The organism is Piscinibacterium candidicorallinum (assembly GCF_047549485.1).
In the GTDB taxonomy this organism is placed as follows: Bacteria; Pseudomonadota; Gammaproteobacteria; order Burkholderiales; family Burkholderiaceae_C; genus Piscinibacterium; species Piscinibacterium candidicorallinum.
In genome coordinates this window covers 624,405-648,608 of the sequence record NZ_CP180191.1, presented here as the reverse complement: position 1 = coordinate 648,608, position 24,204 = coordinate 624,405, and the positions used below count along the sequence as shown (strand labels likewise).

Below are 24,204 nucleotides of genomic sequence, written 5' to 3'. Positions count from 1 at the left end.
CAAGTGAGTGGCCGATAATGCGCCGACGAAGGCGATCAGCGCCGCGTTTGCTACATCACTGAGGCGAGGCAGCTCACCAGACGCTGCTCGACCCGGCGCTGCGCATCAATGATGCGCGGTGCCAGCCAAGGCTTCCAGTGCTGCAGCACCATCGCAAGGCCCGCGCCCTGGGGGATGGCGCGCCCCCAGGCCACACCGACGGCACCCAGGATGGCGCGCGCCGTGAACGGACACACATGCGCCTCGTCGTTACGGGGCACACAGTTCGCGGCAGCCAGCACGTCCGCGTACATGCGCGCCAGACTGTGGCTCATGCCACCGGAAATCCGCTCGATGTCCGCAGCCAACTGATGGCACTCCTCCGGGCTCACCAGCGGCGCACTGTCCTCGACCAGCGCCAGACCGGCAGACGTGCTGGCCGGCACGGCTGCCCCCACCGCATCGGTCCATGCGCGCGTGGTCATGTCATGCAGCTGCTGCGCGACGTTTTCGATCACGAAGCGCTCGGCGTCACCGATGGCGCGGCCCGGTTCGCCCGGCAGCGTGGCCAGCACAAGAGGGTCGCCCAGCAGATCCTCCCGCAGCAGCGGACCGAACGCCGGTAGCCCCACCAGGCGGCGCGAGACGGAGCGCGTGCAGCGCTCGAACACGCTGGACAGATCTTCGGTGGACAGGGTCTTGGTGGTCATTGAAGGCGGGCTTTGCCCCGCGCGAGGCGGGCGCCCAGGCGGGCAATCCCGAAGTCTCGAAGGTCCCGCAAGCCGCGACAAGATGCGAATAGAGCAATTCTCCCCAATAAGTCGAGGTCAGCGCGGCTGTGGGCATTCATTCACGGAGGTAGTTCGACGCTCGAGTTTCCAAGTCGTTAGGTCATCGGGGGGCAGGCGTGCCAGAAGAAATGAGTCGCTTAGCTTGGCATGACTGCAAAACTGATTCACTTGAGTAGGCAGCAGACATGCTCCAGCCCCTTGTGCAGGCGCCAGTGGGCGCACGGCAACATTGAAGGCCGCTGCAAGTAGGCGAATCTATCCAACGAACACTCTTTGAGTAGAGAGTTTTTGTGGCGCCACTACAGGCTTTGCAGTGAGCTGACTTTGACCAGTGGATGCTCGCGGTGGGCCAAGCCTGGGAACTCACGTCCGAACGAGGCAGTGAGGACGTCGTCGGCGTCGGTACAAAAGAGGAGCCGGTCACCCGCCATGTACCGCTTCTCTATCGGATGTACTCCGTCCATCAAATTGCCACCAAGTCAATTTTATTTCTACAGCATAAAAATTCCTAAGTGGGCAACAAGGATTCGCCATGCGCGCGAAGTTCCGGGTGGAACATGGAACGACCCGGTGCGGCCCCGGTAACCATGTGCGAGTTCTCGAGCTTGGGTTTGCTCAAACAGCTCGGCGTAGGCCGTTTGCGCGGCCAACGGAAGGGTGCTGAATCGAACAGCTGGACGATGCATCTGGTTACTACACAAAGACTCTATGCGTGTAACAACACGGTAAGCATTGGACTAAGCGTCAACGCGTTACGACGCAGAACGCGATAGCGACGCCAGTGCGTGTCGGAATTGCAGTCAGCCGACTTTAATGCCCCCCGCCATTTCAGACTGCCGATGCTTCAGCTCGGTGCTCGAGCGACGCCGACTGCTGGGGGAAATGCACCGACAAGAGTCCAGTCGTGGTTCCATAGCTCGAAAACTGACGATCCGGTTTCGGCCAACACCGGACGCTCCGACCTGGCGCATGAAGTCAGATCACCCGACCGTCGCAAAGTCTGCAGAGCGCGGTCTTCTGACCCATGATGCAACTTGATCGGTCTTCGGGCAGCGCATCATGGCAACCTATTCACCGCACGCGGCAGCGACTGCCGCCGCACAAGCCGAGCTTCCAGACCCGCTCCACGCGCCATGGAACAAGGGCAAGCTGGTCGGCCAAAAGACGCCTCTGAAACTCCGAGACGTCTGGGCAATCCGTACTCGGCTCGAGTTGTTGCACAAGACGCGCGAATTGGCACTCTTCAATCTGGCCATCGACAGCAAGTTGCGTGCTTGCGATCTGGTCAAGCTGCGCGTGAGTGATGTCTGCCATGGAGATCAAGTTGCCAACCGCGCCATCGTGTTGCAACAGAAAACGCAGCGTCCGGTGCAGTTCGAGATCACCGCAGGCACCAAGACCTCGGTTAAGGCATGGATTGCACAGGCCGGGCTTCACGCGGGGGACTACCTGTTCCCCAGCCGGATCCACCGCTGCCCGCACATGACGACCCGCAGCTATGCGGAACTGGTCCATACGTGGGTAACGTCCGCCGGCCTGGATAGCCAGAACTACGGAACGCACTCGATGCGTCGAACAAAGGCAACGCTGATCTATCGGCGCACGAAGAACATTCGCGCGGTGCAGCTGCTGCTCGGACACACCAAGCTTGACAGCACGGTCCGATACCTCGGTGTCGAGCTTGACGATGCGCTGGAGATCTCGGAGCAGACTGAGGTTTAGAGCGGCGCCTTCGTCCTTCTAAGCCAACATGCGCCACGCGTGCGATTCAAGGCGCAGCCTTGCCCCTCCCGATACCTGCTCAGACCGACGGGCTGCGTTTCTCGGGGCCGAGGAAGCTTACGGCGGCGCGTCCTTGGTCAGAGCTGGTGATGCTCTCTAAAGTCTCGCGGTCAAGCGCGTCCAAGTAGGATTTCAGCGCTCTGCGCAGCACACCCTTGAGCTTGCAAGTCCCGTCGATGACACACCCGCTCGTGGGACGGTTGAAGCACTCCACAAGGTCGAAGTCCCCTTCCATCTTGCGCACTACGTCACCGATACGGATCTGGTTCGCAGGTTTGCCCAGGCGCAAGCCACCTCCGCGGCCTCTGCTGGTTGCCAACCAACCGTTGGCGGCGAGCTCCATCACGATCTTCATTAGGTGGCTGCGCGAAACGCCATGGAAGTTCGCAATCTCAGCGATCGTCGGCGCGCTCTCGTGTTTTTCGTGCCGGGCGCAGTACATGAGCACGCGTAGCGCATAGTCGGTCCACTGGGTTAGGCGCATGAAAGCCTCCAGGCAAAGCTTTGTGTTGGATCAATTCGCATCAAAACAATCACTTCACATGCATCTTATATCTTAATAGATTCACTTCCACTGAACTTTATTGAGGACATCTTGATGAGCAATTCATCTATCGCCCAGCCGGAGCAAAGCCTAGGCAGTTTGGCAGTCCAGATTCCCGGAGCAACAGCCGTGTTTCGCAAGCTGAAGTTGGACTTTTGTTGCGGCGGTCAGCAGTCACTGAATGATGCCTGTGCCAGCAAGCAACTTGATGTGAATACGGTGCTCGACGAGATCCGTGCGCTGCAAGAGCAATCGCCCCCACCAGACGCACCGGACACCACAAGCCTTATTGCCCACATTCTGCAGCGCTTTCATGAGGTACATCGTCAGCAGTTACCGGAGCTGATCCGGATGGCACGTCGCGTCGAGGCTGTACACAGAGAACACCCTGATGTCCCGCGCGGTCTCGCGGATCACCTTGAAGACATGGAAGAGGAGTTGCTAGAGCACATGGCCAAGGAAGAGCAGATTCTCTTCCCCATGCTCCTTGCTGGCGGAAACCCCATGGTCGTGCACCCAATCGGCATGATGCGCCATGAACATCTGGGACATGGAGCGCAGCTTGAAAAGCTTGCAGCTTTGGCCCGCCAGCACAAAGCTCCAGCGGGTGCGTGCAACACGTGGCGCGCACTCTACGCCGGCACCGCCCGCCTGACAGATGATCTGATAGAGCACATTCACTTGGAAAATAACCGTCTGTTCCCGGCGTTCGAACGCCCCGCGCAGCATTGATACACGGTACGTACAGGGCAACCGCTAGCCTCGTGCATCCTGTGTCGTCCTTACTGTCTGAGTATCCATGGGTGCATGCGGATCTGCTGGCCGTTCATCGGGCTTGCGTGGCGTTGAGCCTAACGCTGTTCACCGCCCGAGGGCTGGGCGTGGCGGTCAACCAATCCTGGCCCATGCACAGCGCGCTCTGTCATCTGTCCGCCGTGACCGACACATTGCTACTGTTGGCCGGAGCCAGTTTGTGGTGGCTCATCGGCTACTCGCTAGCGCACAACACATGGTTGAGCGCGAAGCTCACTCTGCTGCCGATCTACATCGTTCTCGGCAGCTTCGCGCTTAAGCGAGGACGCACGCACGCCCAGCGCATGACCTGTCTAGTGGGTGCGCTTGCGGTCGTCTTTTACGTCCTCGGAATCGCCATCTATCGCCAGCCTTGGAGCTGGTTCGCTTTTCTATTCGTCTGAGGGCCTCGCGCCTTGCGCGCAAGGCGCGAGTATCTAACGCGACCTGCATAGAACTCTGTTGATCAAACCGACGATCTACGCAACTTGAAGGCTGCCTTCGAATCCAGAGGGGAGGTTCAGTCCGCCAACTGCGCGGCCCATACAGCAGCCTCGACGCGAGACTTCATCTTCAGTTTCCGAAGCACGTTCTTGACATGAACCTTGACGGTGCCTTCAGAGATATCCAGCTGCCGTGCGATCATCTTGTTGCTCAGCCCTTGTGCAAGACCGCGCAGAATCTCCCGCTCCCGGTCGGTGAGATCACCGGGAGTACGCGCTTTTGCCTGGGCTTCATCGCGAAGCGCATGGGCCAGACGGGAGGCGAGCGCATCGCTGACGGTGAGCGTGCCCTGTAACGCTTGCTCTATCTGCGCAAGCAGCACTTCAGGCTCCGTATCCTTAAGCAAGTAGCCATCCGCGCCAGCGCGGATGGCTTGCAGCACGTCATCAGGCGCGTCAGACACCGTCAACACGATCACACGCTGTCCAGGGTCGTGGGCCTTGATCTGTCTCAGAGTCTCGATGCCATCGATACCCTTCATATGCAGGTCCAAGAGCACAAGATCCGGGCTCAGCTGGCGCACGATTTCTGCGCCCGCCTCTCCGCCCGATGCCTCTCCGACCGTTCGCAAGTGCTGAGATAGACCCAGCAGCTGGATGACACCCTTGCGAAATAAGGGGTGATCGTCGATGACCACTACCGAACTCATCTCAAGTTCATTGAACATCGGCACTGATCTCCTCTCGCCTCGAACTGGTTGCTGCCTCGGCGGTTGCGCCAGTCAGGCTGCTGGATCCGTTGAATTCAAGGGTCACTCGCACCCCCTGTGGGTGCCGCGACTCGATACGAATCTCCCCCGAGAGTGATCGTGCCCGATCACGCATGATGCTCATACCAAAGTGATGTCCTCCTACAGGCTGAGCGTCCAAGCCCACGCCGTCGTCGTCCACACTGACTCGGATCCGACTTGCACCCAAGCGCTCAAGACGGACGCAGGCGTGCCGCGCGGCGGCGTGATGCTCAACATTTGCCAAGGCCTCACGAACGATCTGCACAACATGGATCTGCTCGGTTGCATTGAGTTCGACACCAGACAACTCGTCCTTGACGTCAACGCGTACCCCACAGCGCGCCTGCGTCTCAGCCGCGGCGCGCCGCAGCGCATCACCGACCCCACGCCCATCGACGGCGAGCCGGAAGGTGCTCAGCAGTTCCCGCAGCTGGCGATACGCGGCTGACAAGCCTTCGCGCAATTCGGCGACTACCGGCTGAACTTCATACGTGGGCGCGCCTTTGTTGAGCAACGCGTCAATGCGGCTCACTTGGATCTTCAGATACGACAGCGCCTGAGCCAACGAGTCATGCAACTCACGCGCGATGACACTACGCTCCTCCAGCATGGCTAATCTGGCATGTTCCTGCTGGCGCTCACCTGCAGCAAATGCGCTTCCCAAGTGCTGGCCGAGCACCTTGAGCAGGTCGACATGGGCGGAGGTGAGCTTGGACTGATCGTCTACCTCCACCGGCAGCGCGCCATAACGGCGACCGGCGTCCTGTATGGGGATCATGATTCGCGTTCCGCCCAGACGATCGAACGTGTCCAATTCGGCGTGGCAATCGTGGCAATCACCCCGCTCGCAGCGGTCCGATTCATGACCAACTTGGTCCAGGCTGGCCAACACAAAGCCGCGCTCTGAGCGATCGGGGCGTGCGCAGACAACGGCACTGCGGACGCCGACCAATGACTCGAGCGACTGGAGGATCTTCCGCAGCTTCGAGCGATCTACCGGCGGTGTGCTCAACAGGCGGGACGTTTCGTACAGAAAGTTGAGCGTCCGGTTCTGATGCTCCAACGCGGCTGTCTTCTCACGCACACGATCTTCCAGTTGGTCGCGCATGGCTTTGAGCTCACCGACCATGCTGTTGAATCCATTGGCTAATTCTGCGAATTCCGATTGACCACCTGTTTGGGCACGCGCCGAAAAGTCTCCGGCGCCCACTGCACGCGTCACGCTCAGCAAGCTGAGCACCGCTTGCCTGATCTGGTGCTGAACCAGAAACAGCATGACCAAGAGCACCCCGATGATCAGAAATAGGGCAGTGCCCTGAACCAGCGTCAGCACACCAATGCCACCTTCAAGTGAGTGTTCAAGCGTGGAGGTGAGTTGATCCGCTTGCGTGATCAACCCGGACAGCAGCGCGCGCTGATGGGCTGCTTGCTGAACACTTCCTACAGGCCTGCTCAGCTCCGGCCGGACGACCGACTGCCATTGAGTTCTCAGGCTGATGTACTGCCGACCCGCCGCCGAGCTGGGATCATCAGCGAGTCGAAGAAGTGACTCGCCTTCGATCCGGCGATCCATCTCGTTCAACGCGTCGGTGAGCGCGTTGACAGCGGGTGCATCAGGCTGCGCTATCTGATCGGCAAGGATCAACGCGATACGCGCAGACTGCATGCGAATCGAGCCCGCCGTGTTGATCGCCGCAGCACGACCCGCAGAGGTGTCTGCGAAGACAGATAGTGCCAGCACCGATGTGAGGGCGAGCATGGCCACCATGCCGATCGACAAGGCGAGCCTGGAAATGAGATTGATCTTCATCTGAATCTAGGTCGATGAGCCAAGTTAACTCCGAAGCAATGTAGGTACTACCCATGCCCCTATGCAGATTGATGCATGTCAAGTCTGCACGGCTGAACGCACCAAAGGCCCATGCATCAGTCGGGATGCTGCTCTACCTCTGCCGTGAAGATCTACCTCTTCAGAGGTAAAGCCCACCGCACGAGCACGGATTCGCTCCCTTCACCTGCGTCGTTTCGATCCATATCCTGATCACAGTTCAGCAGAACGCAAACGCTGAGCGGATCTTCTGGAGCGAATCAGATCATGAGTACCGCAACATCGACCGCCCTCGCCGGACCGGCAGACCGTAGGGCACTGTCTGTACTCGTCGGCAGCACATTGGCTTTCACTGTTTGTTTTGCCGTCTGGATGATGTTCGGCGTCATTGGAGTGCCGATCAAGAAGTTGCTGAACCTGAGCGCCACTCAGTTTGGGCTGCTGACCGCGTTGCCCGTACTCACGGGCTCACTGGTACGCGTACCACTCGGACTAATGACGGACCGCTACGGCGGTCGCGTTGTATTCGCAGCGCTGATGACAGCCTGTGTCCTCCCGATCTGGCTTATCAGCTACGCCACTGAGTATTGGCACTTCTTGGTGCTTGGGCTATTCGTAGGCTTGGCTGGTGGATCGTTTTCCGTAGGCACACCGTACGTCGCACGGTGGTTCCCCAAGCAACGTCAGGGTTTCGCCATGGGGGTCTTTGGCGCTGGCAACTCTGGGGCGGCTGTTAACAAGTTTGCCGCACCCGCAATCATTGCCGCTGCTGGATGGGCAACTGTCCCGCAGGTCTACGCGGTCGCTCTCACAGTGACGATCGCGCTGTTCTGGCTGCTTACAGCAGATAACCCTACGCATCGTGTCAAGAGCACAGTGGGACTGCGCGAGCAGCTGGCCGTCATGAAAGATCCTCGGGTTCTCAAGTACTGCCAGTACTACTCAATCGTCTTCGGCGGCTACGTGGCGCTCGCTCTTTGGATGGTTCAGTACTACGTAGGTGAGTACGGCTTGGGGCTGCAAAGTGCGGCGCTTCTCGCGGCCTGCTTTTCGTTGCCTGGTGGCGTACTTCGCGCCATGGGTGGATGGCTTTCAGATCGATACGGTGCGCACAAGGTGACCTGGTGGGTGATGTGGGTGAGTTGGATCTGCCTGTTCATCCTGTCGTATCCACAGACGGACTTCACGGTCCAGACGATTAGCGGGCCAAAGCAGTTCTCGCTCGGATTGAATGTCTACGTCTTCACATTGTTGATGGCTGTGATGGGCGTGGCCTGGGCGTTCGGCAAGGCAAGCGTCTTCAAGTACATCAGCGACGAATTTCCGGACCGTATCGGTGCCGTGTCTGGCGTTGTGGGTCTTGCCGGCGGGTTGGGTGGCTTCGTACTTCCGATTCTGTTCGGAGTCCTACTCGACCTCACGGGCATCCGATCCACCGCCTTCATGCTCATGTACGGCGTGGTCTGGGTCTCGCTGATCTGGATGTATTGGACCGAGGTGCGCCGCACCGAGATCATGGGCCCGAAGTCAGCCTCATTCAGCTTCGCTGGCTGAATCTGGAGAACTCATCATGAATGCAGCCGCTACACCCGTGCGTCACGGCACGACCCTCAATCTTTGGACCCCAGAGGACAAGGCGTTCTGGGATGCCCAGGGCCAGGCAATTGCAAAGCTCAACCTCTGGATCTCAGTGCCCTGCCTATTCCTTGCCTTCGCTGTGTGGCAGGTCTGGAGTGCAACGGCGACCTACTTGCCTCTGTTGGGATTCAAGTTCACGCCTGATCAGCTCTTCTGGCTGGCAGCTGCTCCCGCGCTTTCTGGCGCAACCCTGCGCATTTTCTACAGCTTTGTCGTTCCTATTGTCGGTGGCCGCCGATGGACCGCGCTTTCGACTGCGAGTCTGTTGATTCCGGCGCTGGGTATCGGACTTGCAGTTCAGAACCCGGCCACCAGCTACACCACGTTTCTCGTGCTTGCGTTGCTGTGCGGACTGGGCGGCGGCAACTTCTCGTCGAGCATGGCCAACATCAGCTTCTTCTTCCCCAAGGACCGCAAGGGCTCCGCGCTGGGCGTCAATGCCGGCCTCGGGAATCTGGGCGTATCTGCTGTGCAGTTCATGGTGCCGCTTGTGGTGAGCTTCGGCATCTACGGGGCACTGGCGGGGTCACCGCAAGTGATCACCAAGGCTGGCACTGCAAGCGAACTCTTCGTGCAGAACGCGGCGTTCATGTGGATCCCGTTCATCGTCATCTGCGCGGTCGTAGCCTGGTTCTTCATGAACGATATTGCCGATGCGCGAAGCAGCTTTTCTGATCAAGCTGCGATTTTTCGCAGCAAGCACAACTGGCTGATGTGTTGGCTCTACATCGGCACATTCGGAAGCTTCATCGGCTTTGCTGCAGGCTTTCCCCTGCTGATCAAGAGCCAGTTCCCAGCGATCAACGCTCTGTCCTACGCCTGGATGGGGCCGCTGCTGGGTGCGTTGATCCGACCCTTCGGTGGCTGGCTCGCAGACAAGGCCGGGGGCGCGCGAGTCACTTTGTGGGTATTCGTGGTGATGATTCTGGGCGTGCTCGGCGTGCTTGAGTTCCTGCCTTCAGCATCGCAAGCCGGAAGCTTTGGCGGATTCTTTGCCTGCTTCCTGCTCCTGTTTGCAGCCAGCGGTATTGGCAATGGCTCAACTTTCCGGATGATTCCGGTGATCTTTCTGACTGAGTCTCTGCGACAGGCTGGAACAGCATCGGCCTCTCGCGAGGATGCACTGAGGGAAGGAAACCGCAATGCCGCTGCGGTCCTCGGATTTTCCGGTGCCATCGGCGCATATGGCGGCTTCTTCATCCCCAAGAGCTACGGCACCTCCATTGCGTTGACGGGCAGCCCTCACGCAGCGCTTGTTGCCTTCATTGCCTTCTATGCAAGCTGCCTGGTTCTGACCTGGGCGATGTACAGCCGCAAGAACGCCCCCATGCCCTGCTGATTCACGGAGCACACACAGATGAGCCACTTTCTCGACCGCCTGCTGCACTTCACGCGAAGTACCGAGCCTTTCTCGGCGGGGCACGGCGAAGTCCGCACGGAAGACCGTACTTGGGAGGATGCTTACCGCCATCGCTGGCAACACGACAAGATCGTGCGCTCCACCCACGGAACAAATTGCACTGGTTCGTGCTCGTGGAAGATCTACGTCAAGGGTGGCATTGTCACCTGGGAGACTCAGCAAACGGACTATCCGCGCACACGGCCGGATATGCCGAACCATGAACCACGAGGCTGCGCCCGAGGCGCGAGCTACAGCTGGTACCTGTATAGCGCGAATCGCGTGAAGTACCCGCTGGTGCGCGCGCGCCTGCTCAAGCACTGGAGAGCCGCGCGTGGCGTAGCAAAGAGCCCGGTAGACGCCTGGGCAAGCATCGTCGAGGACCCAACCAAACGAGCTGACTACACCGTTCAACGCGGACTCGGGGGCTTTGTGCGCGCCAGCTGGGACGAAGTGAACGAAATCGTTGCCTCGGCGAATGTCTACACAATCCGCAAGTACGGCCCTGATCGTGTGATCGGCTTCTCACCCATCCCCGCCATGTCAATGGTCAGCTATGCAGCCGGTAGCCGGTATCTGTCCCTGATCGGTGGCGTCTGCATGAGCTTCTACGACTGGTACTGCGATCTCCCACCTGCGTCTCCACAGACATGGGGTGAGCAAACTGACGTTCCGGAGAGCGCAGATTGGTACAACGCCGGGTACATCATCGCCTGGGGCAGCAATGTGCCGCAGACCCGAACGCCTGACGCACACTTCTTCACGGAGGTTCGCTACAAGGGCACAAAGACGGTGGCAGTAACGCCGGACTATGCCGAGGTCTCCAAGCTTGCCGATACTTGGCTGGCACCTAAGCAAGGCACTGACGCTGCGATGGCCGTGTCCATGGGCCATGTGATTCTCAAGGAGTTCTACTTCCCCAAGGGTGGAAGCCAACCACAGCCCAACGCCTACTTCGATCAGTACGCACGCCGGTATACCGACATGCCCATGCTGGTGCTCCTGAAGGAACAAGAAACCGCACAGGGCAAAGCACTAGTTCCGGACCGATTCCTGCGCGCCAGTGACTTCAATGGCGACCTCGGGCAAGACAACAATCCCGAATGGAAGACGGTGGCCTTTGATACCGACGGTCGTGCAGTGCTTCCGCATGGCTCGATCGGATTTCGGTGGGGCAGTGAGGGGCGCGACGATCAGGGTAAGTGGAACCTCGAACCCAAGGAAGCGCGCCACGGTGCCGAGGTGAGGCTGAAGCTGTCCACACTCGAAGGCGAAGGTGCAGCCGAGGTGTCCGAAGTCGCCTTTCCGTACTTTGGCGGGATCGAAGCACCTCAGTTCACCGCCAACAAACAGGATGACATCCTGCTGCGCAAAGTGCCCACCACGGTCTTGCGGCTAGGTAAGGCCGGTGAGCATCGTGAATGCCGCGTAGCGACGGTCTTTGACCTGCTCTGCGCCAACTATGGCGTTGAACGCGGCTTGGATGACGCAAGCTGCGGCGCTAGCTTCGACGAGAACAAGCCATACACGCCAGCGTGGCAAGAAGTCATTACCGGCGTGCCGGCTCGACAGGTGATCCAAGTGGCACGCGAATTCGCGGATAACGCTGCCAAGACTCAGGGTCGCTCGATGGTCATCATCGGCGCCGCAATGAATCACTGGTATCACTGCGACATGAACTACCGCGCCATCATCGGCATGTTGATGATGTGCGGCTGCATCGGTCAACCCGGAGGTGGCTGGGCGCACTACGTCGGACAGGAGAAGCTGCGGCCGCAGACAGGGTGGACCGCGCTGGCCTTCGCGCTGGACTGGTCGCGCCCGCCGCGGCAGCAGAACTCCACAAGCTTCTTCTACGCCCACACCGACCAGTGGCGCTACGAGAAGCTGCAGGTCCAAAGCATTCTTTCACCGCTGGCTGACCGGTCTCAGTACGCCGGAAGCCTGATCGACTTCAATGTGCGGGCAGAGCGAATGGGTTGGCTGCCTTCCGCGCCCCAGCTCCAAACCAATCCGCTGAAGATCGTGCGCGATGCAAGCGCTCTGGGCCAGGACCCGAAGACCTATACCGTCGATGGACTGAAGTCCGGCGCCTTGCGCATGAGCTGCGAAGACCCAGATCACCCGGACAACTGGCCGCGCAACATGTTTGTCTGGCGAAGCAATCTATTGGGTTCTTCCGGGAAGGGGCATGAGTACTTTTTGAAGCACTTCCTCGGCACGAGTCACGGCATTCAGGGTAAGGACTTGGGTGAAGAAGGTGGCGCCAAGCCGACTGAGGTGGACTGGCATGAACAGGCGCCCGAAGGAAAACTCGACCTGTTGGTAACGCTCGACTTCCGCATGAGCACCACATGCCTGTACTCGGACATCGTTCTACCTACGGCCACCTGGTATGAAAAGAACGATCTCAACACGAGCGACATGCATCCCTTTATTCACCCGCTGTCAGCAGCTGTGGATCCCGCATGGCAGGCACGAAGCGATTGGGACATCTACAAGGGCTTTGCTCGCAAGTTCAGCGAAATCTGCCCAGGACATCTCGGGGTGGAGAAGGAGCTGGTGCTCACGCCGATGATGCATGACAGCCCGGGAGAACTCGCTCAAGCCACGGGCGTTAAAGACTGGAAACGTGGCGACTGCGACTTGATCCCGGGCAAGACGGCTCCGGCCATGACCATCGTCGAACGCGACTATCCGAACACCTACGCTCGCTTTACCTCGCTCGGCCCGCTGATGGACAAGGTCGGAAATGGCGGCAAGGGAATCTCTTGGAACACCTCTGAGGAAGTGCAGCTACTTGCTGAACTGAATGGGAAGGTGCAGTCGGAGGGTCCCACCAAAGGGCTCCCACGCATCGAAACTGACATCGACGCAGCGGAAGTAATCCTTATGCTTGCACCAGAAACCAATGGCAACGTCGCGGTGAAGGCCTGGGACGCGCTGTCCAAGGCCACGGGCCGCGAGCACGCACATCTCGCAGAGGGGGCACATCACACCAAGATCCGCTATCGCGATGTGCAGGCCCAACCCCGAAAGATCATTTCATCGCCGACGTGGAGTGGCATCGAAGACGAGAAGGTGACCTACAACGCCGGATGGACCAACGTGCACGAATTCATTCCTTGGCGCACCTTGACCGGTCGCCAGCAGTTCTATCAGGACCATGACTGGATGCGCGCCTTCGGAGAGGGCTTTGTGAGCTACCGACCGCCGGTCGATCTGCAGACGATTGACACGGTGAAGGACAAGAAGCCGAACGGCAACAAGGAGATCGTCCTGAACTTCATCACCCCGCACCAGAAGTGGGGTATTCACAGCACGTACACAGACAATCTGCTGATGCTCACGCTGAACCGCGGTGGGCCAGTCGTCTGGCTCAGCGAGGATGACGCAAGCAAGGCCGGCATCGTCGACAACGATTGGATCGAACTGTTCAACAGCAACGGGGCGATCGCGGCACGCGCCGTGGTGAGTCAGCGGGTAAAGCCCGGCATGACCATGATGTATCACGCCCAGGAGAAGATCATCAACACGCCGGGCAGCGAGATCACTGGCGCCCGTGGAGGGATCCACAACTCCGTCACTCGCATCGTGACAAAGCCGACGCACATGATCGGCGGGTACGCACAACTGTCGTACGGCTTCAACTACTACGGAACCATAGGCACCAATCGAGACGAGTTTGTAGTGGTCCGCAAGATGAGAAAGGTGGACTGGCTCGATGACCCGCTAGCAGGGGCATTTGAGCAGACCGCCGCCGCAGTGGGAGAAGCAGCATGAAGGTCCGTGCACAGATCGGAATGGTCCTGAACTTGGACAAGTGCATCGGGTGCCACACCTGCTCGGTGACCTGCAAGAACGTCTGGACCAATCGCCCCGGCGTCGAGTACGCCTGGTTCAACAACGTAGAGACCAAACCGGGGATTGGGTACCCCAAACGCTGGGAAGACCAGGAAGAGTGGAACGGTGGATGGGTTCGGAAGCCAAATGGCAAGCTCGAACTGAAGCAAGGTAGCCGGTGGCAGGTTCTGGCCAAGATGTTTGCAAACCCAAATCTGCCAGAGATCGACGACTACTACGAGCCCTTCACATTCGACTACGAACATCTTCAGTCAGCTCCCGAATCCAAGGCCGCACCCACGGCGCGCCCCCGCAGTCTCATCACGGGCAAGCGCATGGAGAAAATCGAGTGGGGCCCCAACTGGGAAGAGATTCTGGGCGGCGAGTTCGCCAAGCGCAGTAAGGACAACAATCTGCGCGACTTTGAGGTGCGCCAGTTGGAGCAGCTGGGCCAGTACGAAAACACCTTCCTGATGTACCTGCCCAGGCTATGCGAGCATTGCCTGAATCCGGCCTGCGTAGCCTCGTGCCCCTCGGGCTCCATCTATAAGCGTGAAGAGGACGGCATCGTTCTGATCGACCAGGACAAGTGTCGCGGCTGGCGCATGTGTGTCTCGGGCTGTCCTTACAAGAAGATCTACTACAACTGGGAGAGCGGTAAGGCAGAAAAGTGCATCTTCTGCTACCCGCGCATCGAAGCGGGGCAACCGACAGTCTGCTCCGAGACGTGCGTGGGCCGGATCCGCTACCTGGGTGTCCTTTTGTATGACGCGGACCGGATTGAAGCTGCAGCGAGCGTTGAAGATCCCAAGCAGCTCTATCAGGCGCAGCTGGGACTGTTCCTCAACCCAAACGACCCCGCAGTGCAGCGTCAGGCCCGTACCGACGGGGTGCCCGAGGCTTGGCTAGAGGCTGCCAAAAACAGTCCCGTTTATCAGATGGCCGTGGACTGGCAGGTGGCGCTGCCGTTGCACCCGGAGTACCGCACACTACCGATGGTCTGGTACATCCCGCCGCTATCGCCTATCACGCAAGCAGCTGGCACGGACTCTGCAGGTAACGAGCTGCTGCCCGATCCGACCACCATGCGCATCCCGGTCAAGTATCTGGCGAACCTGCTCACCGCTGGCGATGAGGCGCCAGTCATCCGTTCGCTATCCCGCATGATCGCCATGCGCCACTACATGCGCGCTCGCCATGTCGAGAAGCGCGACGATATGGATGCGCTTGCTGCAGTCGACTTGACCCGTTCACAGGTGGAACGCATGTATGAGGTCATGGCAATCGCAAACTACGAAGACCGCTTCGTGATCCCTACGACTCATCGTGAGTACGCCGAAGACACCTTCGAGCTTAAGGGTGCCTGCGGGTTTTCGTTTGGCAACGGCTGCTCTGAAGGCGTCAGTAGCGCCGGTCTGTTCGGCTCAAAGCGCAGCAAGGTCATCCCCATCAAGGAGGTGCAGTCATGAGTCGCGCACACACCCTGCGTGCACTGGCTGCGCTGCTTTCCTACCCGGACGAGGCCTTGCAGGCCGCGTTACCCGAGCTGGGGGTTCTCCTTTCCGCTCAGCCTCAACTGACCTCTACGCAAGCCTCTCTGCGCGCACTGATGACTAACCTGGCAGCGCAGGATTTGTTCGAAGCGCAGTCTGCCTATATCAATACCTTCGATCGCGGTCGAAGCGCATGCTTGAATCTCTTCGAACATGTTCACGGCGACAGCCGAGACCGCGGACAGGCCATGGTCGACCTCATGAGTCTGTATGAACGACACGGCTTGAAGCTCTTGGGCACCGAGCTGCCCGACTATCTGCCCGCGTTTCTCGAGTTCGCGAGCCTCTTCCCTGGAGACGAAGCGCTGGCGCATATCAGGGAGGTCGCCCCGATCCTCGCCAGCATCCGCAACACGCTGACGCGTCGATCAAGCCCCTACGCCGCGATCTTCAGTGCGCTGCTTTGCCTGATTGGCGAGGGCGCGAGCGCTGCAGACCATTCGGCCAACATCCCGGAAGACAACTGCGCGCAGGCGCTGGACGAGCAGTATGCCGAAGCGCCGGTCACGTTCATGGGGAACTGCGCACCGCAGTCGCCCCGAGCTGAACAACCCATCCACTTTGTCGGGAGACGCGCATGAATGCGCTGCACGCTTTCGCTTACGGCACCTACCCCTACGTCTGCCTGACAGTGTTCCTGCTGGGCAGCCTGATCCGGTTTGACCGCGATCAGTACACATGGAAAAGCGACTCCAGTCAGCTCCTGAGAGCGCGTCAGCTGCGCTGGGGAAGCAATCTGTTCCACGTGGGCGTGCTGTTTCTGTTCTTTGGGCACTTGTTTGGACTTCTCACGCCCACCGTTGTGTATTCGGTGTTCATCAGCGTCCCAGCCAAACAGATGATGGCAATTGTGTCTGGAGGCATTGCCGGACTGCTCTGCTTCATCGGGCTGAGCTTGCTGCTACATCGGCGGCTCTTCGACGATCGAGTGCGTGCGAGCAGCCGCGCCATGGACACGGGGATCCTGCTGATCCTGTGGGTGCAGCTTGTGATCGGGCTGGTGACCTTACCGTATTCGCTCTCTCACAGCGATGGCTCCGTCATGCTGCAGCTTTCTCACTGGGCCCAAGCAATTGTCACGTTCCAGGCCGGGGCGGCAGCGCACATTGCTGGCCTTGCCTGGCCGTACCAGATCCACTTGATTCTTGGGATGACCATCTTCCTGCTGTTTCCGTTCACGCGACTGGTGCACGTCTGGAGTGGCTTCGCCTCGGTGAGCTATCTCGTCCGTCCAAGGCAGTTGGTCCGCCGTCGAACATAGAGCTCACCAAGGAGCGAGCCATGCAGGAACGCGACCTTATCGACAAGCTTGAGCGCTTTGAGACAGGCTGGTTTCCGCAGCATGCAGAGTCCTTCAAAGCCATGGTGCGAGACGGACAGCATCCCTCAACTTTGTTTATTGGATGCTCAGACTCACGTGTGGTGCCGTACGTGCTTATGGACTGCGGTCCGGGCGAGCTCTTCATTGTCCGCAATGTTGGCAACTTGGTGCCTCCGTGGGACTCCACCGGGGATGCGCATGGCACCGCAGCGGCCATCGAGTTCGCCACTGCAGTGCTCGAGGTCAATCACATTGTGGTTTGCGGCCATAGCCATTGCGGGGCCATGCGCGCGCTCTACGAAGAGCCGCCTGCATGCTGCAAGCACTTAAGAGGCTGGCTGAGTCACGCGTATGACGCCCGGCTGCCGGTTGCTGCGTCCGCAGAGGCCCTCAGGCGTGTGGAGCAACGAAACATCGTGCTGCAGCTGTCTAGCCTGATGAGCTACCCGATGGTTGAAGCACGTATTGCGAGCGGCTCGTTGTTTCTTCACGGGTGGCACTACCTGCTGGATGAAGGTGTCGTTCTGGTCTTCGATCCTGCCACTCGCGAGTTTCGTCCTCGCGGGGATTACAGCTTCTCGGGCAGCACCGCTGCTGTCATGCGCGCCGAAAGCGACGCGCAGCGCTGGTGCATGCAGCCGCACGATCGCTCTGTCTGAGGAGCAGTTCATGCCTGATGATGCCGAAGCCGCACAGATTCTCGATCGCACACGCTATCGACATCGTCACCTCGGATTGTTCCTCAGACGCACAGAAGAGCTGTTGGTCACAAGCGCGCGGCTCATGCGCGCAGCAGCGGCCTCTGCCCGGTGTGCAGATCCTGCGCTTGCAGCGCTGCGGACCTACTTTGAAACTCAAGTCAAGCCAGATCAGACACTCGATAGTCATCAACTGCTTGAGTGGCTCGCGGCGCAAAGCGATGCGAAGGATCACAGGGAGCAGTTGCGCATGACTTCTTTGTGGTTTGCCGAAGACCGAAGGCACCTCACTCGCCAGTGGCGGCATGCGCGCGACTGCCTTGACAGCCTTGCTGAAGGAACTGCCTCCCTCTTGGCGCTAAACCTTGTCAGCGACTACTGCCATAGATACCGAAACTTTCTCCACTTACAAGAAGAGTCGCTGCTTACCTGGGTGGCAGATGAATTGAAGCGCACTACTCGTCAGCTCGATTCGGTCAAACCGAAATGAACACCACCCCCGAAGTCATGGAATGCCTCGATGACCCCATCGATCTGCTGCAGACCTGCCATGAGAAGGCCACGCACTTCGTAAGTCTTCTTGAAAAGCTGCAGCGGTATCTGCGGGGAGTCGCATGTCCCGACGATCCAGCAGTAGAAACTGCATTGCAGCTCATGCGGTACTTCGATCGTGCAGCGCCGGACCACCATGCTGACGAAGAGCGAGATCTCTTTCCTATTCTCGGTGCAACGTTGTCTGCAACGACTGATCTCCAAGCATTGATGCGAAACCTATCAGATCAGCATCGTGATCTTGAGTCTCTCTTCGCAGAAATACGCCCGTGGCTAGTTGGCATCGTCAATGGTGATGTGCCGGCTACGCCAGCTGCGCAGATCAGCGCTTTCACATCGCTGTATCGCGCTCACATACAAATTGAAGAGGCATTCGTTTTGCCTGTCGCTCGTCTGCACCTTCAGGAGATGGATCGAATAGCGCTTGCCCGAGCTATGGCGTTACGCCGAAGGTTTGACCAAGCACTGGCGATTGAAAATCGCATGGAGCCGCACTCATGAGCCCCAATCTGCTGAGGGCCAGTAGTTCACCGGCAGCCCTCGGACAGGAGAAGTTCAAGGGCTGCTGAGCGCTACGCCTCACATCGACCTCCAACCGCTTCTCGAATCGCTCCCGTTTCGATGGAGCTCTTGATTGAGGCGCCGCGTTGGGTGGGAACCGCCCAGCGCATTTGGCCAACAGCGCCCACTCTCGTGTTCTGCTATGGGTCGAGAACGGATCTTGGAGTAGGACGAACCACGTCGGCATGATCATCCCTCGGGGCGCGGCCGAACTGAGCCGTGCGAACGAGCTTTTGACGCAGACCCTGAAGACCGCGCTTGCGCTGGTCGACGTGCGGGTACTCGATCACCTGGTGATGGCTGGCACAGAGGTCACATCGTTCGCCGAACGCGGCCTGATCTAGCGAGCAGGCGCATGTCGGTGCCAGTATCGGCACTGATGTGGCCACCACGGGCAGATCCACCAGAGTTCGACCCGGGTGAAGGCCGCTCGACCGGCATCCCATCGGTCGCTACCCGATCGCCGTGTCGATGGCCTTGCCCATCTGAACCAGCAAGAGACCAAGCGCGGCAACCAGGACGCACGCACCGTAACCGAGGAAGCTCTCAGGCACCCGCCAGGTCGGCAGCGAGGGGCTGAGCAAAGCGAAGGAGCTTACGTACGGCCTGGCTCCACCCACACCCTGCATGGCTGACACGCCGACGGTGGCGATACGACCGCAAAGGCCGATCAGCAAGATGATTCCGCTCAGGTGGAACGCTGCGCGCCCAATTGCACTTAGGCGGCCGGGGCGAGCAAGGAAGAACTCAATAAACATTTTGTACATGGGGAACTCCTCTGTGTCCGTGACCCCGGAGGAGGCTCCGGGGCCAAACGTTGCATTGACGAGGTGTGGTGTCCAATTTCAGGCGGCGCGCCGCCTGACGGTCATCTCGCGGTCCGCGCCACAGCCCGCCGCCGAACAGATCGGGCAGCCTGGTCGATAGACCTTCGAGATCTGGCGCACCATCGCGCCGGCCCGCGGCCGCAGAAAGCTGCGCTGCTCATAGGCGTCCGGGGCTTGGGCGAAAAGCCCGGTCACGAACCCCAGCAAGATCTGCATGCCGCGGCCGACAACCTCCATGTTGAAGGCCAGCATCGAGGGTTGCGGATCGTCGATACCGCGAAGGTAGCTGCCCTCGCGAGCGCGCTCAGCTTTCGGTACGGACTCCGCAGCGAGCCGTTCCGAGCTGATGTGTCCGGTGCACCAGAGGCAAGGCGTTCCTGGGCGGACGAGGTTGATTCGCCCGATCTCGTTTGCGACTACACCGGTATCCCCGACCGAAAACTGCACACCGAGATCCAGCAGTGGAATCAGGTACTGCTGGGACAGCTGGTTCAGGTACGCGCGAGATGTGGTGTTGTCGGTGCAGACCACGATCACATCACAGCCGACCAGGAATGGAAGCACGGACGTGTGCTCGACATGCCGCATGAGCGCTTCGACTTCGATGTCTGGCGCATGCTCCAGCGCATAGTCGCGCGCGATGTCTACCTTGCGTCGCACCTTCACATCGTTGGGTGCGCTAGCCGGAATCCTCGGCAGATTGGACTCGTCGAGGACCTCGTCATCGACAAGGACGAGCTTACGCGCGCCGTGGTGCACGAGCGCCAGGGACACCAGGCTGCCGGTACCGCCCAGTCCGATCACCGCGAACTTCGCGGCACCCACCCGGCGCTGACCCGCGGCGCCGAGCAGCATGGCCTGACGTGCAAACCGTTCCTTGGGAGCCTGACGCCTGGGGATGAACTCTCGCCAGTGTTCGTTGTCGACGACCACCGCAGAGTTCAGCACTTCGACACGGCCGTCCTTCAGGTAGACCAGTCCAGCGCACTCGTCCACGGTTGCATTCCAGACCAATGCGATGTGCTCGGGCTGATCTACACGCCGATGGAAGAAGCAGAAGGACCTTCGGTTACCCAAATGATCTGCCTCGGAAAACTCGACCCCGTTGGCAGTCATCGGGTGAAGGTGAGCCATGACGATCACCCTATCGTCGGCGCGCGCCTGCTGCACGATGCGCGCCATCGCCAAGGGTGCCACCGACGCGATGTTGTGAGCCTGGGTCACGTAGGTGCCAGGTTCGACTTCGATCACCGAATCCACCAAGAACACGACCCCAGCCGCCGATGGTGCTCGCCGGCAGAGGAGGAACGCCACGCTCTCGGCCGGCATCGCCGCCCGCAGCAGAGCCGCGAGGCGGCGATGGTGACCGACGCGCATTCGAAGCACGTAGTTCATCGCCGCCTCCGCTCAGTGGGCTTGGCCCAGGCGCACCCGGGCAAAGCGCAGATGGCTCAAGAGGCCGTCGGTGGCCGGGTTCCAGCGATGCCCCGGCGGGTAGTGCCAGGAGAAGCGTTGCCATGTGCGACCCGCAAAGGTCTCCAGCTGATCGGCGTTCTGCGGCTGGCGACCATCCGCGAGGGCAAGCCCGGGCGTCACCCAGAACATGTCCAACGCCGCCAGCGGGTAGCCCTGGGGCACCTGCAGCAGAATGTCTGTGCTGCGCCGGTTCCAGTGCGCAGGAAGCTCCTGGCCGCGGACGATGACGAGGCGACGGGTGCCCTCATCGATGCACTCGATGTCGCCGTGTCGCTCTCGCATGAGCCCGAGGTCGGCGTCGAGCTTCGTCTCGAAGCCAACGTTGCCACATGGGCTTGTGTAGAACCGATCGTCGGCCTGCACGAGGACGCGCATGCCCGGTATGACCTGCGCGTCAGGGACGTCCTTCAATTCAACGAACACGCCGTCGCCAGATTCGAAGTCGGGATCGAGGGCGGCCAACTGTTCGAACGACAACTTCGACTGGTGCAACGCGCGATCTGCGGGCAGTTCCTGCTCATTGATCGTGGGCGAGAGCGGCTTGCGCAGGCACGGGTTGTCGTCGGCAGGCTGCGGCCCGTCGGCGACCGAGAAGCGCTCGCGCCCGTTAATGACGATGTAGTCGTCGTGCCGCAACGGAATGTCGCGATCGTCCGCCAGTTCCAGCAGCAAGTGCTGCCGTGCCGGATCGATGTCAGCGAGGTTGTAGATCGCGGCGCCAGCGACGAAGCCGCGCGAAATGTCATAGCGGGTGCCCGCCACATGAATTGCAGTGTGCATATCGGTTCCTATCGAACAAGGTAATGCCGGCACCCTCGCGAGTGCCAAGGATTTCGCTTGACGCTCGGGGCCCTGTGCTGCACACTTTTGGTTCTCACACCGACGTGGCAACATGTCGACCCCAAGGCAAGCATTCGTGCTTGCCTTTTTCTTTCTAGCCGTGCTTCATCGCCGCACCTCCTTTGCGTTTGTGGCTGCTGGCATAGACCGTGACCGGCCAAGGGGGTAGTGACAATCGCAGCGATCTTTCGAGTTGCAGTGCGCGATTGCAGGCGGCTTCGCGACTAACACCCATCTGCTCAACGTAGGTCTCGAGGTCGATCTGCGTTTGCAGGCTTTGCACTGGCATCAGCAACTCGGCGGCAAACTGGTTCGCCTGCCACTCCGAGTTCTCCCAAGTGGGCAGTGCTGCACCGACCAAGCCTCGGTGGTGAACCGACACATGCCGGTGCAGCAGTACATGGCCGCACTCGTGCAGGATGGTCAGTCGGGGGCGGCCCTTGTTCTGGCCGGCTGCGTCATACACCTGGGCCAGCATCTGGATCAGCGGGCCGTCTGGATAGTGCGGTGCGCCGTCTGGGTACGCACGCGCTTCGTCGCCATCTGATAGCGATTCGACGATCTCCCAGTCGAACCCGTCGCGCAGCTCGTGCATCGTCCACTCGAGGAAGTGCAGCACTGGAAAGGGGGCACGCTCGTCAAGCTGCGAGCCGCTTCGGATCGTGATCGCGAGGTCGCGCAGATCTCGAATGTTCAGCGGTGGCACGCGCAAACCATGCAGCCAATCACTCATGCTTTTCCTTCTTCTCGACGACTGCGAGAACTTGGCGCAGCTGCTGTTCGGACAGGTTGGGCAGCTTGCGTGCGAACGCGTGTGCAGCCTGAAATCCCAGCGGCGTGACCTTGGACGGAATGGCTAGGTTGGTGGCGGAGTCTCGGATGGCTCGCCGCAGTTCTTCGCGCTGGGCTGTATCGAGCTTGAGCTTGGTCTCCAGCTTCGAGACGAACTCGCCGGTAGCTGGCCCCTTCTTGCCGTGTTCAAGAGCCGACAGATAGGCTGAGGAGACACCCATCTGCTCGGCGATGTCCTTCAGCAGGAGGCCTTTCTCTAGGCGAAGCTTGCGCATGAAGAGTCCGAACGGTGTCACATTGATCTCCTTGTGTGCTGCGGGCGGTGGCCCGCGGTCTCTGCCGAATCCCGGGGCTCCGGGATCATGTCCATAGTTCGAGAGAATAGCATTAGCCCTGCAACTTGTCAACCCGCTTCCGGTTAACTTATGATCCGGCAAGACGACGTACTACATCAGAAGCGAAGGGTAATCATGTCGACCAAAGACGATGCCAACGTGCTCCACGCCTGGGCGGTTTCCCAGGGGCTCTTCCCAACGAGTGTGCTGGCTCCTGCAGCACAGGAATGCGACATCGCGCAGCGGATGCCTGATGTCAGCGAGTCGGGCCGGGCAGTCCTAAGGGCGAAGGGCATCCACCAGATCGTGATCAACGAGGCCCAGCAACGCATCTACGTCCTGACCAAGCGAGCTAGGCCGAGCAAAAAGCAGTTGGCACTGCTCCCGAAGGAAGTTGGCGATAGCTCGATCGAGTATCTGCAGGGTGCCTCGGGCGAGATTGGAGGTACTCCGCCCACTGCGCGAGGTAAGCCCTTCTACGTGGTCCGGGTCTCGGATGTCGACCGGTACGCCTGTGGCAGTTCCGTTTCGCTTGGCAACGCTCTGGACGCCGGAACCATGGGCGCGCTTGTGCGGAACGTCGATGGAGACCTCTTCGGTCTGTCCAACAACCACGTTACCGGCGGCTGCAACTACGCGGCGAGCCAGATGCCGGTCATGGCGCCCGGCGTGCTTGACGTCACTCCCCTGGGCTTCGACCCGCGGACGTTGGGTTACCACGAGATCAGCTTGCCGTTGGTTGCCGGACTTCCTGGTACTGCCAATGTGGCCGACAACCTTGATGCGGCGCTCTTCAAGATTCGAGACGAAGCGACGGTCTCATCGATGCAGGGCGACATCTACGACACACCCACTGAAGTCCGGGCGTTAACTGATGACATGGCCGTCGAGAAGGTTGGTCGTACGACTGGCCATACCAAGGGAATAGTTGTCGGGATTGCTCACGAACCAGTCGGTATCCACTACAGCACCCAAGGTGTCGGCTACAGCTTCGTCGGCCAGGTGTATTTCGATCCGGTCTGGATCGTCGAAGGGAAGGGCGGCGCCTTCTCCGACAACGGAGACTCGGGTTCGCTGATAACTTCTGTTGTCGATGGCAAACGGGTTGCGGTGGGCTTACTCATTGGCGGCATGAAAGGACAGCAAGGACGCGACTTCACGTTCATCGTGCCCATCGCATCAGTGCTCAGTCGGTTTAACGTGACTTTGGTCGGCGGGCTCAACGTATGAGCGCGATGCCCTCGACTCGTGCAGTTCAGCACCTGTGCGATCGCGTACAGCTACCGGTATCGGCGCTGACGGTGGTGTGCACCAGCCTGAGCGGACGCCGTGAACTATTGGTATGGGTGGACGAAGGTTTTCGCAGTGTCCTGAAAGATTTTCCCAAGAGACTCGATGGGGCCATCGTTCGTGCCGAGG

The 24,204-nt window shown here is 59.8% G+C and carries 22 protein-coding genes and 1 pseudogene; 14 read left to right on the top strand and 9 right to left on the bottom strand.

All coding sequences use genetic code 11. The features are described from left to right. Positions 1–50 precede the first annotated feature (50 nt). On the bottom strand, positions 51–689 hold the full coding sequence (locus ACMDW7_RS02970; RefSeq protein WP_377305714.1) for a hypothetical protein: 639 nt from the start codon (positions 687–689) through the stop codon (positions 51–53). Between the two features lie 1,140 nt (positions 690–1,829). Here ACMDW7_RS02970 and ACMDW7_RS02965 point away from each other — a divergent pair. Continuing rightward, positions 1,830–2,492 (top strand): tyrosine-type recombinase/integrase, encoded by a 663-nt coding sequence (locus tag ACMDW7_RS02965; protein ID WP_377305716.1) that lies wholly within the window; start codon positions 1,830–1,832, stop codon positions 2,490–2,492. A gap of 79 nt (positions 2,493–2,571) precedes the next feature. On the opposite strand, the gene ACMDW7_RS02960 is transcribed toward ACMDW7_RS02965, so the two are convergent. After that, positions 2,572–3,036, bottom strand: a complete 465-nt coding sequence (locus ACMDW7_RS02960) for an RrF2 family transcriptional regulator (protein ID WP_377305718.1) — start codon at positions 3,034–3,036, stop codon at positions 2,572–2,574. A 114-nt stretch (positions 3,037–3,150) separates the two neighbouring features. Here ACMDW7_RS02960 and ytfE point away from each other — a divergent pair, with 114 nt between their 5' ends. Both ytfE and ACMDW7_RS02950 read left to right on the top strand, forming a co-directional pair. Continuing rightward, complete coding sequence (gene ytfE / locus ACMDW7_RS02955; RefSeq protein WP_377305720.1) at positions 3,151–3,828, top strand: iron-sulfur cluster repair protein YtfE; 678 nt, start codon at positions 3,151–3,153, stop codon at positions 3,826–3,828. A 71-nt stretch (positions 3,829–3,899) separates the two neighbouring features. Further along, complete coding sequence (locus tag ACMDW7_RS02950; RefSeq protein WP_377305722.1) at positions 3,900–4,292, top strand: SirB2 family protein; 393 nt, start codon at positions 3,900–3,902, stop codon at positions 4,290–4,292. Positions 4,293–4,408: 116 nt separating this feature from the next. Here the strand turns inward: ACMDW7_RS02950 and narL are convergent, their stop codons facing one another. Both narL and ACMDW7_RS02940 read right to left on the bottom strand, forming a co-directional pair. Then, a complete protein-coding gene (narL, locus tag ACMDW7_RS02945) occupies positions 4,409–5,059 on the bottom strand; it encodes a two-component system response regulator NarL (protein ID WP_377306162.1) in 651 nt (216 codons plus the stop codon). Beyond that, positions 5,049–6,932 carry a histidine kinase gene (locus ACMDW7_RS02940; protein ID WP_377305724.1) on the bottom strand — a complete coding sequence of 628 codons (1,884 nt, stop codon included), beginning with the start codon at positions 6,930–6,932 and terminating at the stop codon, positions 5,049–5,051. Before ACMDW7_RS02940 ends, narL begins: the two co-directional genes overlap by 11 nt. 285 nt (positions 6,933–7,217) lie before the next feature. On the opposite strand from ACMDW7_RS02940, the gene ACMDW7_RS02935 reads away from it, so the two are divergent. The 10 genes and pseudogenes from ACMDW7_RS02935 to ACMDW7_RS02890 form a co-directional block, all read left to right on the top strand. Next, a complete protein-coding gene (locus ACMDW7_RS02935; RefSeq protein ID WP_377305726.1) occupies positions 7,218–8,504 on the top strand; it encodes an MFS transporter in 1,287 nt (428 codons plus the stop codon). 16 nt (positions 8,505–8,520) lie between these two features. Further along, positions 8,521–9,927, top strand: coding sequence for a NarK family nitrate/nitrite MFS transporter (locus tag ACMDW7_RS02930; RefSeq protein ID WP_377305728.1), 1,407 nt, complete (start codon positions 8,521–8,523; stop codon positions 9,925–9,927). Positions 9,928–9,945: 18 nt separating this feature from the next. After that, positions 9,946–13,770, top strand: a complete 3,825-nt coding sequence (locus ACMDW7_RS02925; protein ID WP_377305729.1) for a nitrate reductase subunit alpha — start codon at positions 9,946–9,948, stop codon at positions 13,768–13,770. Beyond that, positions 13,767–15,299, top strand: coding sequence for a nitrate reductase subunit beta (gene narH / locus ACMDW7_RS02920; RefSeq protein WP_377305731.1), 1,533 nt, complete (start codon positions 13,767–13,769; stop codon positions 15,297–15,299). Before ACMDW7_RS02925 ends, narH begins: the two co-directional genes overlap by 4 nt. Then, positions 15,296–15,964 carry a nitrate reductase molybdenum cofactor assembly chaperone gene (gene narJ / locus ACMDW7_RS02915; RefSeq protein WP_377305733.1) on the top strand — a complete coding sequence of 223 codons (669 nt, stop codon included), beginning with the start codon at positions 15,296–15,298 and terminating at the stop codon, positions 15,962–15,964. Before narH ends, narJ begins: the two co-directional genes overlap by 4 nt. Further along, positions 15,961–16,644 (top strand): respiratory nitrate reductase subunit gamma, encoded by a 684-nt coding sequence (narI, locus tag ACMDW7_RS02910; protein WP_377305735.1) that lies wholly within the window; start codon positions 15,961–15,963, stop codon positions 16,642–16,644. The genes narJ and narI overlap by 4 nt, the downstream gene beginning before the upstream one ends. 20 nt (positions 16,645–16,664) lie before the next feature. Next, positions 16,665–17,363, top strand: coding sequence for a carbonic anhydrase (locus tag ACMDW7_RS02905; RefSeq protein WP_377305737.1), 699 nt, complete (start codon positions 16,665–16,667; stop codon positions 17,361–17,363). Positions 17,364–17,373: 10 nt separating this feature from the next. After that, positions 17,374–17,892, top strand: coding sequence for a hypothetical protein (locus ACMDW7_RS02900; protein ID WP_377305739.1), 519 nt, complete (start codon positions 17,374–17,376; stop codon positions 17,890–17,892). After that, positions 17,889–18,455 carry a hemerythrin domain-containing protein gene (locus tag ACMDW7_RS02895; protein WP_377305741.1) on the top strand — a complete coding sequence of 189 codons (567 nt, stop codon included), beginning with the start codon at positions 17,889–17,891 and terminating at the stop codon, positions 18,453–18,455. The genes ACMDW7_RS02900 and ACMDW7_RS02895 overlap by 4 nt, the downstream gene beginning before the upstream one ends. 254 nt (positions 18,456–18,709) lie before the next feature. After that, a pseudogene (locus ACMDW7_RS02890) lies at positions 18,710–18,859 on the top strand (JAB domain-containing protein); the annotation flags it as partial. Between the two features lie 108 nt (positions 18,860–18,967). Here ACMDW7_RS02890 and ACMDW7_RS02885 read toward each other — a convergent pair. From ACMDW7_RS02885 to ACMDW7_RS02865, 5 genes are all read right to left on the bottom strand, one after another. After that, entirely contained in the window at positions 18,968–19,282 is a 315-nt protein-coding gene (locus tag ACMDW7_RS02885) for a hypothetical protein (protein ID WP_377305743.1), read from the bottom strand. A 78-nt stretch (positions 19,283–19,360) separates the two neighbouring features. Then, positions 19,361–20,737, bottom strand: coding sequence for a HesA/MoeB/ThiF family protein (locus ACMDW7_RS02880; protein ID WP_377305745.1), 1,377 nt, complete (start codon positions 20,735–20,737; stop codon positions 19,361–19,363). Positions 20,738–20,749: 12 nt separating this feature from the next. After that, positions 20,750–21,580, bottom strand: a complete 831-nt coding sequence (locus ACMDW7_RS02875) for an E2/UBC family protein (protein ID WP_377305747.1) — start codon at positions 21,578–21,580, stop codon at positions 20,750–20,752. A gap of 172 nt (positions 21,581–21,752) precedes the next feature. Next, positions 21,753–22,391 carry an ImmA/IrrE family metallo-endopeptidase gene (locus ACMDW7_RS02870; RefSeq protein WP_377305749.1) on the bottom strand — a complete coding sequence of 213 codons (639 nt, stop codon included), beginning with the start codon at positions 22,389–22,391 and terminating at the stop codon, positions 21,753–21,755. After that, the gene (locus tag ACMDW7_RS02865; RefSeq protein WP_377305751.1) at positions 22,384–22,725 is read right to left on the bottom strand and encodes a helix-turn-helix domain-containing protein; all 342 of its coding nucleotides are present in this window, start codon (positions 22,723–22,725) and stop codon (positions 22,384–22,386) included. The genes ACMDW7_RS02870 and ACMDW7_RS02865 overlap by 8 nt, the downstream gene beginning before the upstream one ends. A 195-nt stretch (positions 22,726–22,920) precedes the next feature. Between ACMDW7_RS02865 and ACMDW7_RS02860 the strand changes: the two genes are divergently transcribed. Next, a complete protein-coding gene (locus ACMDW7_RS02860; RefSeq protein ID WP_377305753.1) occupies positions 22,921–24,015 on the top strand; it encodes a hypothetical protein in 1,095 nt (364 codons plus the stop codon). Positions 24,016–24,204: the final 189 nt, after the last annotated feature.

What these genes read in the sequence shown, in the direction of transcription:
- ACMDW7_RS02970 (WP_377305714.1), bottom strand. Translation starts at nt 689, where the DNA reads ATGACCACCAAGACCCTGTCCACCGAAGATCTGTCCAGCGTGTTCGAG.
- ACMDW7_RS02965 (WP_377305716.1), top strand. Translation starts at nt 1,830, where the DNA reads ATGGCAACCTATTCACCGCACGCGGCAGCGACTGCCGCCGCACAAGCC.
- ACMDW7_RS02960 (WP_377305718.1), bottom strand. Translation starts at nt 3,036, where the DNA reads ATGCGCCTAACCCAGTGGACCGACTATGCGCTACGCGTGCTCATGTAC.
- ytfE (WP_377305720.1), top strand. Translation starts at nt 3,151, where the DNA reads ATGAGCAATTCATCTATCGCCCAGCCGGAGCAAAGCCTAGGCAGTTTG.
- narL (WP_377306162.1), bottom strand. Translation starts at nt 5,059, where the DNA reads ATGTTCAATGAACTTGAGATGAGTTCGGTAGTGGTCATCGACGATCAC.
- ACMDW7_RS02940 (WP_377305724.1), bottom strand. Translation starts at nt 6,932, where the DNA reads ATGAAGATCAATCTCATTTCCAGGCTCGCCTTGTCGATCGGCATGGTG.
- ACMDW7_RS02935 (WP_377305726.1), top strand. Translation starts at nt 7,218, where the DNA reads ATGAGTACCGCAACATCGACCGCCCTCGCCGGACCGGCAGACCGTAGG.
- ACMDW7_RS02930 (WP_377305728.1), top strand. Translation starts at nt 8,521, where the DNA reads ATGAATGCAGCCGCTACACCCGTGCGTCACGGCACGACCCTCAATCTT.
- ACMDW7_RS02925 (WP_377305729.1), top strand. Translation starts at nt 9,946, where the DNA reads ATGAGCCACTTTCTCGACCGCCTGCTGCACTTCACGCGAAGTACCGAG.
- narH (WP_377305731.1), top strand. Translation starts at nt 13,767, where the DNA reads ATGAAGGTCCGTGCACAGATCGGAATGGTCCTGAACTTGGACAAGTGC.
- narJ (WP_377305733.1), top strand. Translation starts at nt 15,296, where the DNA reads ATGAGTCGCGCACACACCCTGCGTGCACTGGCTGCGCTGCTTTCCTAC.
- narI (WP_377305735.1), top strand. Translation starts at nt 15,961, where the DNA reads ATGAATGCGCTGCACGCTTTCGCTTACGGCACCTACCCCTACGTCTGC.
- ACMDW7_RS02905 (WP_377305737.1), top strand. Translation starts at nt 16,665, where the DNA reads ATGCAGGAACGCGACCTTATCGACAAGCTTGAGCGCTTTGAGACAGGC.
- ACMDW7_RS02900 (WP_377305739.1), top strand. Translation starts at nt 17,374, where the DNA reads ATGCCTGATGATGCCGAAGCCGCACAGATTCTCGATCGCACACGCTAT.
- ACMDW7_RS02895 (WP_377305741.1), top strand. Translation starts at nt 17,889, where the DNA reads ATGAACACCACCCCCGAAGTCATGGAATGCCTCGATGACCCCATCGAT.
- ACMDW7_RS02885 (WP_377305743.1), bottom strand. Translation starts at nt 19,282, where the DNA reads ATGTACAAAATGTTTATTGAGTTCTTCCTTGCTCGCCCCGGCCGCCTA.
- ACMDW7_RS02880 (WP_377305745.1), bottom strand. Translation starts at nt 20,737, where the DNA reads ATGAACTACGTGCTTCGAATGCGCGTCGGTCACCATCGCCGCCTCGCG.
- ACMDW7_RS02870 (WP_377305749.1), bottom strand. Translation starts at nt 22,391, where the DNA reads ATGAGTGATTGGCTGCATGGTTTGCGCGTGCCACCGCTGAACATTCGA.
- ACMDW7_RS02865 (WP_377305751.1), bottom strand. Translation starts at nt 22,725, where the DNA reads ATGCGCAAGCTTCGCCTAGAGAAAGGCCTCCTGCTGAAGGACATCGCC.
- ACMDW7_RS02860 (WP_377305753.1), top strand. Translation starts at nt 22,921, where the DNA reads ATGTCGACCAAAGACGATGCCAACGTGCTCCACGCCTGGGCGGTTTCC.